This is a genomic window from Lewinellaceae bacterium, assembly GCA_020636105.1.
GTDB lineage: Bacteria > Bacteroidota > Bacteroidia > Chitinophagales > Saprospiraceae > BCD1.
In genome coordinates, this window is record JACJYL010000001.1 from 4232883 (window position 1) to 4245962 (window position 13080).

The 13080-nt window shown below is 45.0% G+C and carries 10 protein-coding genes; all 10 read left to right on the plus strand.

The genetic code is table 11. The features are described from left to right. Nucleotides 1–3: 3 nt before the first annotated feature. The 10 genes from H6571_15845 (at nt 4) to H6571_15890 (ending at nt 13061) form a co-directional block, all read left to right on the plus strand. Nucleotides 4–1179, plus strand: a complete 1176-nt coding sequence (locus H6571_15845) for a glutamate-5-semialdehyde dehydrogenase (protein MCB9325214.1) — start codon at nt 4–6, stop codon at nt 1177–1179. A gap of 2 nt (nt 1180–1181) precedes the next feature. Next, on the plus strand, nt 1182–1958 hold the full coding sequence (proB, locus tag H6571_15850; protein MCB9325215.1) for a glutamate 5-kinase: 777 nt from the start codon (nt 1182–1184) through the stop codon (nt 1956–1958). A 479-nt stretch (nt 1959–2437) separates the two neighbouring features. After that, the gene (locus H6571_15855; GenBank protein ID MCB9325216.1) at nt 2438–3157 is read left to right on the plus strand and encodes a hypothetical protein; all 720 of its coding nucleotides are present in this window, start codon (nt 2438–2440) and stop codon (nt 3155–3157) included. Next, nucleotides 3141–5942 carry a TonB-dependent receptor gene (locus H6571_15860; GenBank protein MCB9325217.1) on the plus strand — a complete coding sequence of 934 codons (2802 nt, stop codon included), beginning with the start codon at nt 3141–3143 and terminating at the stop codon, nt 5940–5942. Before H6571_15855 ends, H6571_15860 begins: the two co-directional genes overlap by 17 nt. Continuing rightward, on the plus strand, nt 5932–7071 hold the full coding sequence (locus H6571_15865; GenBank protein ID MCB9325218.1) for a DUF4249 domain-containing protein: 1140 nt from the start codon (nt 5932–5934) through the stop codon (nt 7069–7071). The genes H6571_15860 and H6571_15865 overlap by 11 nt, the downstream gene beginning before the upstream one ends. A 34-nt stretch (nt 7072–7105) precedes the next feature. Continuing rightward, a complete protein-coding gene (locus tag H6571_15870) occupies nt 7106–8905 on the plus strand; it encodes a hypothetical protein (GenBank protein MCB9325219.1) in 1800 nt (599 codons plus the stop codon). Between the two features lie 8 nt (nt 8906–8913). Beyond that, a complete protein-coding gene (locus tag H6571_15875) occupies nt 8914–10107 on the plus strand; it encodes a DUF4249 domain-containing protein (protein MCB9325220.1) in 1194 nt (397 codons plus the stop codon). A gap of 122 nt (nt 10108–10229) precedes the next feature. Then, nucleotides 10230–11141: a T9SS type A sorting domain-containing protein gene (locus H6571_15880; GenBank protein ID MCB9325221.1), complete on the plus strand. Its 912-nt coding sequence runs from the start codon at nt 10230–10232 to the stop codon at nt 11139–11141. 135 nt (nt 11142–11276) lie between these two features. Beyond that, nucleotides 11277–12260, plus strand: coding sequence for an NAD-dependent epimerase/dehydratase family protein (locus H6571_15885; protein MCB9325222.1), 984 nt, complete (start codon nt 11277–11279; stop codon nt 12258–12260). A 39-nt stretch (nt 12261–12299) separates the two neighbouring features. After that, nucleotides 12300–13061, plus strand: a complete 762-nt coding sequence (locus tag H6571_15890; protein MCB9325223.1) for a DUF1295 domain-containing protein — start codon at nt 12300–12302, stop codon at nt 13059–13061. Nucleotides 13062–13080 lie beyond the last annotated feature (19 nt).

Sequence of the window (13080 nt, forward strand, 5' to 3'; positions counted from 1 at the left end):
CGCATGAATAAGGATAAAATTTTAAGGGATCTGGCTTCCCTGATCGGCCAGAACAAAAAACAGATCATCGATCACAATAAACGGGATCTTGCCAATGCCGCAGATCTCGATGCTACCCTGCTGGACAGGCTCAGGGTGGATGAAAAGAAGGTCAACGGCATGGTGAATGCGATTGAGGAAGTGATCCGGATCGAAGACCCGGAAAATAAATTACTGGACGAATACCGCCATCCCAACGGGATGCTGGTTCAAAACAAAGTGGTTCCTTTTGGCAATATCCTGATCATTTACGAATCACGCCCCGATGTGACCATCGAAGCTGCCATCAGCGCCTTTAAAGCCGGCAACCGGATCTTCCTGAAAGGAGGCAAAGAAGCGGTGTTTACAAACACCTTTCTCGTAGGACTTTGGCACCAGGCCCTTCAACAAAACAATGAAGATATCGGCTTTGTCACCTACCTCAACCTAAACCGGCAGGAAACACAGGATCTTATTGAGAAAAATCCTTACCGGATCGACCTCATCATCCCGCGTGGGGGCGACGGACTCATCCATTACATCAAATCAAACACCAGCGTACCCCTCCTGATCAGCGGGCGTGGGAATAATTTTGTGTATGTGCACGAGGATGCCGATTTTGATATGGCCATCGACATCATCGTGAACGGCAAAAGTCGCCTGAGCGTGTGCAATGCTACCGATAAGGTCTTGTTCCATCGAAACCTTCCGGAGCTGGATTCAAAATTATCCAGACTGGTGAGCAGGTTAGCCGCCGCCCAAATCCACGTTTTGGGCACTCCGGAAATGAATAAAAAAAATGAAGCCATTGAGCCTGTTGAGAATGAAGCGATATTTTATGAAGAATTCCTGGCACCAAAAATCCTGTTCGCGGCCGTGGATTCCCTGGAGGAAGCCATAGGAAAGATCAACCAATTCTCGGGCGGGCATTCCGCAAGCATCGTATGCAGTGATGAGCAAGCGGCAGGAACCTTTCAGAACAAGGTCGATTGTGCGGCAGTGTACCACAATGCTTCGACAAGGTTCACCGATGGAGGGGAGTTCGGGATGGGAGCGGAGATTGCCATCAGTACCCAAAAACTGCATTTCAGGGGACCATTGGGGTTGTCGCAGCTGGTAACCAATAAATGGTTCGTTTACGGAAACGGTCAAATTCGTTAAAAATGGACAAAAAGGATATTTTGGTGCTAAAACTCGGTTCTTCGGTATTGACCAACGGGACCAACAGGATCTCCAGGGGGAAGTTAGAAGATGTCGCTTTCCAGCTCTCGGAATTGAGGACAAAATACAGGATCGTGCTGGTCTCTTCAGGGGCTATTGCCACCGCACGTCAGTTCATCGAACCCGGCGATTGGGCAAATGCTGTGGCCTCCAAGCAGGCCATGTCGGCCATCGGGCAGCCCAAGCTCATGCAGATCTACTTCGAGGTATTCAATGATTACCACCTGAAAATCGCCCAGTGTTTGCTGACCTACCGTGATTTTGTCAATCCGGTGTCCAGAGAAAACACCTACAATACGTTGATGGAGTTGATGAACCACAGTTACGTGCCTATCATTAACGAAAACGATACTGTGGCAGTGGACGAAATTGTCCTGGGGGATAACGATAAATTGTCGGCCAAAGTAGCTACCCTGCTGGGCGCAAAAACCCTGATCCTCGCTTCGGATATCGATGGGCTCTACGATAGTAACCCGCATTTGAATCCGGAGGCGAAGCTGGTGACGGATATTTCCGACTTTTCAGCCATCAGCCGATATATCGAAGAAAAAGACTCGGGCCCCGGAACCGGCGGCATGACCTCGAAACTTGAAGCGGCCCGGATTTGTGCCGAAGAAGGAATCGAGACCATCATTGTGAACGGGCGAAGGAGCAGATTCCTGCTGGATTGTTTTGAAAATAAAATCCCCTTTTCGAAGTTTTCAGAGGAAGAGAAATAAACCGAAAATGCCGGATGGCATCCTTTTTAGGCGTTTGGATCGGCTAACGTAGCGCTGACTTTAGTCGGCGGACTTCTGTATCCTTTGAAGAGCAAGCGACACTGTAGATCGCACAAGCGTATCGCTCATCCATTATAGATCATGCACAAAACCACAATACAAAAAGCCCGATTAAACGGAAAGGCTTTTGATTTCGTTTCATTATCTGTGTATTTTCTGAGGCTCGGGCCTGCAAACCTTACAGGCATATTCCGGCCAAAGTTATAAACCTTGATCATTGGCTCCGATTCGTAAAGCCTAAAATCATTTCAGGTTGTCTAAACATAAACTCCATTGAAATATTGCCATTCAGGAAACCCTCTTCAATCGTTGGTGCATTTATTAATGCAAAACAGCATACTTTTAACCACATTCAATTTCTTTTCAGTCCCATAATCTCTATCTTTGGTCTTCTGCCTTGAAAAATGCAGCTATAAAGTATGAAGAACTTGTCAGCGCTCCTTTTGGGGGTATGGCTATTAGCCTATACCACTGCTCTTCCTGCCCAGGATACCAGGAAATCTGATGTACTGTTGCAGTGCGTCGAGCGGTATTACGGAACGAACGATCTTTTGGTCAACGGAAGACCTTACCTGCCTACCAACACCAGGGCATCCGGTTATCCTTTTTTCGGGAACAGTGATTTTTACAAAGGAACCCTGTATGTCAAGGATCTGAAATTCGAAGCCGTCGATATTAAATACGATATTGAAAAGGATCAACTCGTTTTAAGGCAGACCCTGACCAATGGAATCCCGGTGCAGGTGATCGTGACCCCGGCTTTGGTCGATTCTTTCCGGATGGGGGCTAACCTTTTTGTCCAAACGAATGGAATATCGGATGAAACAACCGGGTCTGTTTTTTTAAAGCAACTGTATGTCGGGACTCTTGGGTTTTATCAAAAAAATCTGAAGCTCTTTTATCCCAGTTTTACCCAGGTACATCCTTTCGGGAAATATGGCGACCCGGAAGTAAGCTATTTTCTTGTTTCGGATGGCGTGATGCATGAGGTGAAGAATAAAAAAACTTTCCTCGAATATTTCGGCGCACAAAAACGGTCGGTCAAAAAATTTATGAAACAAAATGACATCCGTTTCAAAAAAGCTACCGACGCTCAATTTTATAACCTGTTGAAATACTGCGATGAACTCAATCTATAAAATATTCAAACCTTTTTTATTTCTGCCGATCCTTCTGGCCATATTGTTTCTTCCCGTATTGGCAGGAGCCCAGACGACAGCGCCCGTAGTAGATGTTTCTTTCAGCGGTTTATCCTGGGATGATTTTGTGCAAAAGGCGGAAAAAACTTTGGGCTTAAAGTTTTACTATGATGCAGAAGCGTTTAACGACATCAGGTTGGGAGCGATTGAGGAGCCTGTTCGGGTTACCGTTTTCCTCAGCCGAAACCTGGAGCCCCGGGGGATAAAAGTGGCACTGGATCGAAATGGCAATATTTTCCTCACCAAAGGAGAAGCTATCGTTACAGAACTCTCAGAGGATATTTATCCAATAGTCATATCGGATCAGCCTTCTGAAGGAGAAACAGGAAAGGAGCAAAGCGATTTTATTGAGACTAAAAAAGAACACCTGGCCAAGGTTTTGGTCATAGGGAGTAAAAAAGAAGGGATTAAAGAAAGGAAGGCCACCCTGAGCGGTTACCTGTATGAAACGGAAGAGAAAATACCGGTTTTTGGGGCTACCATTCTCATTGAAGAACTGGGTATTGGAACGGCCACGGATGAAGACGGCTTTTACAAACTTCGTGTAGATAAAGGCAATTACACCCTGCTGATCAATGAACTGAATCATGCGGAACAGAGAATTCGATTGCAGTTGCTTTCCAGCGGTACAAAAGATTTTTACCTCGAATCAAAATCCATTACGCTGGAAGGGGTTGTGGTGACTTCTGACCGGTACGACAAAGTTCAAAACACTAAAATGGGGTTTGAGCGGCTCAGCACCAATAGCATTAAAGAGATCCCGCTGGTATTGGGAGAAAGGGATATTCTTAAGGTAGCTACTTTGCTGCCCGGCATCCAGAGTGTAGGGGAAGGCGCTGCAGGATTTAACGTAAGAGGAAGTCCGGCGGATCAAAACCTTTTTTATATCGATAATGTGCCGGTTTACAATACCTCCCACCTGTTCGGCTTTTTCTCGGTTTTTAATTCCGATGCCATCAGCGAGTTTTCGCTCTCGAAAAGCAATATTCCGGCCAGATTCGGCGGACGGCTGGCCTCCATTTTTGATATTAAAGCCAAAGAAGGGGATAATCAGCAGGTAAAGGTAAGGGGCGGCATCAGCCCCATCACCGGCAGTGTTTTGGTGGAAGGGCCGATAAAGAAAGAAAAGAGCAGCTTTTTGGTTGGCGTACGCTCCACTTATTCCAACTGGATACTGAAACTCATCAAGAATCCTGATTTCAACAAGACCAAAGTATTTTTTGCCGATGCGATTGCCAAGTTCAATTTTAACATCAACGAGAAAAACAAATTACAGGCCTTCGGTTATTACAGTTTCGATAAAATCAATTTTGCCGGGAACACGCGTTTTGATATGGGCAACGAAGGCGCCTCCATTTCCTGGAAACGCTTTTTAAACGACAAGAGCAACCTGGATTTTTCCGTCGTTTACAGCAAATATGCCCTGGAGACAGAAAACAATGAAGTGGCCTTCGAAGCTTATCGCCAAAACAATGTCCTTCAGCATAAAGAAGCCAAACTGGATTTTACCCTTAGACCCAATACACAACACATACTTTCATTTGGCACCAATGCCATTTTATACGATATCGACCGCGGAACCTTTGAACCGGCCGGAGAGTCAAGCCAGGTCATTGGCAAAGACCTGGGAATGGAAAGAGGAGTTGAATCCGGGGTGTTCGTCAGTGAGGAATGGAGTCCCTCCCCACGGCTGTCAATCATCGCAGGCTTGAGGTATAATTTTTACGCCTACCTTGGTCCCCAGGCGGTGTTCAAATACAAAGATGGCCAGATCAAGGAACCGGGTAGTATCATCGATACCCTGAATTTTTCAAGGAATGAACCCGTTAAGGTTTATTCCGGACTGGACTACCGGGTGGCGGCCAAGTATAACATCAACCCGGACTGGTCTGTCAAGGCTTCTTACAACAAATTGCACCAATACATTTTCCTGCTGTCCAATACGATCGCCCTGTCGCCCACCGATAAGTGGAAATTGACGGATTACAACATTGAACCCATGGAGGGGCAGCAAATTTCCATGGGCATTTATACCTATTTAATGAATAAACGGTTTGAGTTTTCAGTGGAAGGGTATTACAAAAAAGTGGACAAACTGGTTGAATACAGGGATGGCGCAGACCTGCTCGTCAATGAAGTGCCGGAATGGGATATTTTGCAGGGCGACCTCGATGTTTATGGATTGGAACTGATGCTCAAAAAACCGGGAGGACGTTTCAACGGATGGATGAATTATACTTATTCCACGGCCAATGTATTGGTAAACGGACCGATAGAAGGGGAGCAGATCAATTTTGGAAATCCTTACCCGGCCAATCACGACAAACCGCATTCGCTGAATGTAGTCGCCAATTATAAATTCATCAGGAGGTTCAGCCTTTCGGCCAACCTGGTTTATTCCACCGGTAAACCGATTACTTACCCGACAACCGTTTATTACCAGGGAGGCATTCAATTGGTCAACTTTACCTCCAGGAATAAATACCGGGTGCCCGATTACCTGAGAATGGATCTTTCTGTTAAACTGGAAGGCAACCTCAAAGCCGAAAAATTCATGCATGGGGTTTGGGTCTTCAGCATATATAATATTGCGGGAAGGGATAATGTGTACAATGCCTATTTTAAGTCGACCAAAGGAAAGTTAATAGGGTATAAGGTTTCCATTTTTGCCAACCCAATCTTTTCGGTAACGTATAATTTTAAATTTGGAAACTATGACTATTAGATGGTACATCCTCCTGGTTTTGGCCTCGGTTTTGTCAGCCTGTGTGGAAGAGTTTCAGCCTAAACTGGATGAATTTGATAACCTGCTCGTAGTGGATGGGGAAATTACCAATGAAGAGGGCCCTTATACCATAAAACTTTCCGTTTCATCCGGACTGGAGATCATTTCTCCTGAACCCGTGACGGGGGCCACTGTTGCCATCGTTGAAGAAAACGGAGTAGCCGAAACCCTTACGGAACAGGAGCCAGGCATTTACCGTACCGCCCCGGGGGGCATACAGGGTACCGTTGGCAAAAAATATAAGCTGATCATTAACCAAAACGGAAAAAATTACGAATCCGAATACGAGCTGCTCAAGCAGCCCACACCTATCGCTTCCGTTGAGGCAGTCCAGGAATACAAGGCTTTTCCCGATGCCCCCGAAGAGGTTCCCGGCATACAGTTTTATGTCAATACAGGAACTTCGTCCAACGAAAAAGATTATTACCTCTGGAGCCAGGAAGGCACTTATAAATATGAAGCCAATTTATTGATCTATTTCGTTTATGAGGGTGTTATCAAGGAATTTAAGAATAGGGATTCTTTGAAAACATGTTACCTGACGTATAAAGTCGGGGAGGTGTATACCGCGAATACAGATAACCTGACCGTGCCTGTAATCACCAACCTTCCCCTTCATTTTTTACCGGCAACGGATATAAAACTGACCATTCGGTACAGTATGCTGACCCGCCAATATTCCATTACCAAGCAAGCCTATGATTTCTGGCACGCCATTGAACGCCAGACTTCCAATGGGGGGGCGTTGTATACATCCCAGCCTTACCAGATAAGGGGAAATTTAACAAATGTCAATAACCCTGACGAACCGGTGCTCGGGTATTTTATGGTGGCGGGAGTTGCCGAAAACAGAATTTTTGTGGATCGTCCTGAAAATGCTGAAATATACATTGCTGATTGTTTCCTTGATTATATGGGATATGCGTATATTTTTGGTCTTCCACCTAGTGAATGGCCGATTTACGTGACCCAAGGAGAAGGCGGCGGCAGAGCTGTTGCCTCGGATGGATGTATGGATTGCAGGGTAAGCGGAGGAGGGTTACTGCCCCCGCCATTTTGGGAAGAGTGATCCCTTTGAAACAGGGATAATAATTTAAAAATTTATGATGATTACCTGGAATAAAGTTGCGTTGAAATTATTATTGATTTTTTTCGGGGCCCAGGCTTTCGGGCAGGAAAATGGTGAGCGTCTTTTAGCTTGTGTTGATGATTTTCCGGAAGAAAGTACTGTTCTGATAACGGATCGTGACTTTTACCTGGCCGGAGATAAGTTATGGTTCAAGGCTTTTGTTTTTGTCGATGATGAACTCAACAGCGATTTGAGCAAAGTACTCTATGTGGAGTTGTTCAATGATAAAGGGCAGGTCTTTGCCCAGCATAAATTTGAGGTTTCCCAGGGAAATACAGCCGGTGTCTTCAATATTCCTGCGGAGGTCAATACCGGGGTTTATTACTTGAGGGCCTACACACAATACATGAGAAATTTCCCTTTAGAACGGTTTTTTACCCGAGCTGTGACGATCGTCAATCCACAGTCCGAGACAACCAAAATAAAGGTCTCTGACAAAAAAATGAGCGAACCTGGTAAAGGGTCTGTGCTGATTGGTTCCGGTTTAAATAAAGAAACCATCCAACTCAATTTTTCTGCCTCAAAAAAGACTTTCGGACAGCGGGAGGCGGTTGAATTGAATATTGAAAATCCGATACACGCCAATCTGGTCGTCAGCGTAAGGAAAAAAGGAACAGGGTATAGTGAAAATGATATAACACAAATTCTATCGGCCAATCCATGGCTGGCTGCTTCCTATGCCTCACTCCCTCCTTTTAATATTTCCGGGTTAAATTTGAGTGAAATGACCCGGCCAGCTGCTTTGGAGTGGGTGCCCGAAGTGAGAGGCCTAACCCTGACGGGGATGATTCGGAACAAAAATACCGGGCTGCCCGTTCCCGAGGTTTACTGTATCACTTCAGTTATGGGAAAACAAATACAATTGCATATGTCCAAAACTCATGAGGATGGAACATTTATTTTCCCTTACAACCATCTTCAGGGAAATAAAGACATCTTTGTAGCGATCAGGAACAATGAAAACCGGGATCTTGAAATTTTAATCAATAAAGATTTTTCGACCACATTCCCTTCTGTACTACCTATGGCCATGCCATTTGACTCTTCCAGGCATGCGCTTTTTGAGGCACTTTACATTAACAGCCAGCTCAACAGGACTTTTGAGCCGTCTTTTAAAAAAGGAGCATATCCTGAGCCGGGACCAATGCCTTTGCCTTTTAACATCGGTTCACCCGATCTGGTGGTGGAGGTGAAAAACTATATTGATATTCCGACGATGCCCGAGGTGTTTAGGGAGTTGGTGCCTACTGTTTCGGTTCGTGGAAAAATAGGGAGAAGAAAACTGAATGTTTTTGATAAGAATGCCTTTAGAGACTACGATAATCCGTTGGTGCTTTTGGATAATGTGCCGGTAAGTGATGTGGAAAAACTGCTGCAACTTAACCCGGCGCAATTGAAAGCCATAGAGGTGTATCATTCTGACTATTTTCTTGGAGATTATGTTTTTGGGGGTATCGTATCGGTTAAAACCAATACGGAAGATTTTGCAGGGTACAAATGGGGCGACGAATCTGTTTTTTTGACTTATAATACGTTCCTTTTATCCGAAATTTTTCAATACCCTGCGTATGTTGACCAGGTGGATAAACAAAATAAAAAACCTGATTTCAGAACGTTGCTATATTGGAATCCTGAGGTAAGCTTAAATGGGCATCCTGTGAAAATTACTTTTTTTACTTCCGATCATATTTCCGAATACGAGGTGGTCGTCCAGGGCTTTACTCAGGATGGGAGGCCTTGTTTCGGCAGTACAGAGATTGAGGTGCTTAAATAAATAAAAAAATGACTTCAGATGCCTTTGCCCATATCGAAAAAAAGGGGAACGTTAATTTAACTCAGAGGGCAGTCAAATTACTTTTGACCTGTTTAATCGCAACGATATGTTTTTCCTGTGTGGAAGAATTTCAGCCGGAGTTGGATGAATTCGAAAATCTTCTGGTGGTGGATGGCGGCATTACGAATGAAGAAGGCCCTTATACCATTCTTCTCAATATTTCTTCCGGCCTGGAAATTATTAAACTTGAGCCGGTTTCGGGAGCAACCACCATAATCAGGGAGGAAAACGGACCATTCGAGGTACTCTCGGAAATAACCCCCGGAACCTACCAAACGGCCCCTGGAGGCATAAAAGGGGAAATCGGAAAGCGTTACAGGATTGAAATAGCGGTCAACGGAAAATTATATGAATCAGATTATGAATTATTAAAAGAACCTACCGCCATCGAGTCTGTGCAGGCCTCATTAGAATTCAAAGCCTTTCCCGATGCTCCGGAAGAAGTGCCGGGCTACCAGTTTTATATCAATACGGAGTTGTCACCCTACGAACAGGATTATTACCTGTGGCGGCTGGAAGGAACCTTTAAATATGAATCAGATTTTTATATATTTTACATTTACGAGGGAGGTTTTAAGGAGTTTAAAAATCATGATTCCCTTAAAGTTTGTTACAGGACTTATACGGTGGGGGATATTTTTACCACCAATACAAATAACCTGGTCGAACCAAAGCTTTTTGCAAAACCGCTGAATTTTTTGCCTGCAATCGATAATAAACTTTCTATCCGTTACAGTTTGCTCACACGACAGTATTCAATAAGCAAGGAAGCGTATGAATTTTGGCACGGCATAGAACGCCAGACTTCAGGAAATGCTTCATTGTATACGGGGCAGCCTTACCAGATTCGGGGCAATTTGAAAAATATAGACAACCCCGATGAACCCATACTTGGTTATTTTTTGGTAGCCGGGGTTTCGGAAAACAGAATATTCGTGGATCGTCCACTGAATGTTGGATATTACCTGGCCGGTTGCCAACTTGATTACGAAGGGATGCAATATGTAACGTTTACTTCCCCGGATGAATGGCCTATTTATATAACCGTTGGGGAAGATGGTTGGGCACTTTCCGGCAATGGATGCCTGGATTGCCGGCAATTGAGTGGCGTATTGAAAGTACCTGATTTCTGGATCGAATAAAGTCAAAAGCCTCTTGGGGCTCTTTGAACTCTGGCAAATCGAATGCTTTGAATACAATTCATTATCTTGCGGCCAATTTTGGGCTTGACCCGGAACGAATAATTTTCAAAAAATCAAAATTCATGCAAACAATAAGAACCATTATTATTTTTTCAGCGATTACTTTAATCATGGGGATGAAAGCTGGCGCCCAGGATGAGGTTGTCTTCCCTCTTGAAACCGGATCATGGGCGTTCATGCGGCTGGCATACAATACTGAGACAAGTTCCTACAGTGCCTCCTGTTACAGCTACACCTCCATTGGAGATACCACCTTTAACGGAAAAGCTTATCAAACCATCTGGAATGAATACCTCGGTGAACCGGGTTATTTCCGCCAGGAGGGACAAAAGGTATTTTACGTGCCTGATCCTGAAATTTATGCCTGGAACGGCGATGCCAATGAATATACTGTTTATAACTTTTCTCTCAATGATGGGGACATTACCTGGCTTTATGGGTTCACCCAAAGTCAGGTGGATTCGGCAGAGGCGACGGTGTTGGCCGTCGATTCCGTTGCGATTGACACCGTGCAAATGCGTAAAAAAATTGGCTTCGGAGATATTTTACAGGATCTTCCTTATTCAGGTTGCAGCCTTACATGGATTGAAGGCATAGGACAAGCAGATTATTTGCCTTTTTACTTTTGGCCGAGTGAGAATATGTGTGTGACGGCTGATTACCAGACGTTGTTTGATTGTTTGACCATCGGTGGCGAGAATGTTTACGGCCCCTGTAATTGCATCGGATTTACAGGAGTGGAAGAGGTGGTCAATGTTTCGCTGGGCATCACGCCAAATCCTACCAGTGGAAAATTCACCGTAGATCAAATATCCGGGGAAGTTTTAGATATCGCTGTTTTTAACAAACTCGGCATCCTGGTGAAACGAAGCAAAACCGGTACCGTCGATTTGACGAATTACCCGGCGGGGGTTTATTATTTAGTTGCCTTTTCGAAAGGGTATCGTTATACGGGAAAGGTGGTAAAATTTTGATGAATCAGGATATCCTGCCGTTGGGCATTCCGTCCTATTTTGCGGGTGATTCCTTCGGAATGAACGGTAAGAAACTTTCCGGGCAGGGTGCAAAAGGTCTTTCCATGCTACTTTGATCAATAAATTTTCTCGGAAATGAAAATAGTCGTTACAGGGGCTACCGGTCATGTAGGAGTCAATATGATCAGGGCATTACACGAAAAAGGTTTTGAGGTCCTGGCCAATCATTTAAATGGAGATAAACTGTTGGCGATGCAGTTCCCGGAGGTGCAGTGGATTCAGGGGAATGTGCTGGATAAGGCATTTTTAAGCCGGGCCTTTAAGGGCGCAGATGTTGTGATCCACCTGGCGGCCAGGATTTCTATCAGTGGTGATCCCCGCGGAGAAGTCATGAAAACGAATATACAGGGCCCGGCAAATGTAGCCGAGGCTTGCCTCGAAAATAACGTTCAAAAACTGATCCATTTTAGCTCCATTCATGCCTTTAAATTTAGTGGAACGGACCCGATAGTCAATGAGGATAGCCCCCGTGCCGACAATACCTGCTTCAAGTACGACCAATCGAAAATAGGGGGCGAACGAGCGGTTCAGGAGGCTATTTCCAAAGGACTCGATGCGGTCATTCTTAACCCAACAGGGATATTGGGCCCTTACAATTACTGGAACTCTTTCACAGGACAGATGCTCAAGGATCTTTATTGCGGTCGTATCCCGGCCCTGGTGAAATCAGGCTATAATTGGGTAGATGCCCGAGATTTGGCTGATGCAACGATAAAGGCCATAACGCATGGGAAAACCGGAAAAAACTATATCCTGGCAGGGCACAACCTGGATATTAAGAGCATGGCACAGATGGTGCATGGTTTAGGGGGTAAAAAACCGCCGATTTTGTCGGTAAGCTTAGGCGTTGCCAAAATCGGTCTTCCAATCCTTGGACTTTATAGCCGATTGACGAAAACGCCACCGCTGTACACCGAAGAATCGTTGGAAATTCTCAAAAATTACAACCCCAATATATCCAGCGAAAGGGCCGGAAAGGACCTCGGTTTTTCACCCCGCCCCATTGAAGAAACTATAAAAGACTCGATCGATTGGTATAAGGAACAGGGGATGTTGTGAGGTTGAGGTTCTGAAAAAAAAACGATAAACCAGCAAGTCATGATCAACACAGACCAGTTAAACTTTTACCTCCTCATCTGGATTGCCGTAGCGATTGTTTTGTTCCCTTTTCAATTGAGGATCACGGCCCCTTACGGGCGGCACACTACTAAAAAATGGGGCCCCGTTATGGACAACAAAATGGGCTGGCTGGTGATGGAGAGCATTTCCATTCTTCTTTTTGGCTGGCTGTTTTTAACCGGGGACAACGAAAAAACCTGGCCCATGTGGTTGTTTTTTGCCATATGGGTCGGGCATTATACCTACCGGAGTTTTATTTATCCGTTCCGGACCAAAACCAAAGGGAAAGTCATTCCTGTTTCCATCGTATTGATGGCCATTTTTTTCAACCTTATTAACGGGTTTACCAACGGTTATTACCTGGGAAGCCTTGCCGAGGGATACCCCGTTTCATGGTTTTGGGATGTGAGGTTTATCACGGGAATTTTACTATTTGCCGGAGGGGCTTACATCAACTTCAGTTCCGATAATATTTTGCTGGCTTTGCGCAAACCGGGTGAGACAGGTTATACCATTCCCCATGGAGGACTTTTTAAATACATTTCCTGCCCCAATCTTTTTGGAGAAATATTAGAGTGGTTCGGGTTTGCTGTAATGTGCTGGAATTTGCCGGCGCTGGCCTTTGCTGTCTGGACGGCGGCCAACCTGATTCCCCGTGCACTCAGCCACCATCGTTGGTATCGGTCGCATTTCCAGGATTATCCGGCCAAAAGGAAGGCGGTTGTGCCGTGGGTTGTGTAAATGAGTCCCCGGGAAACGG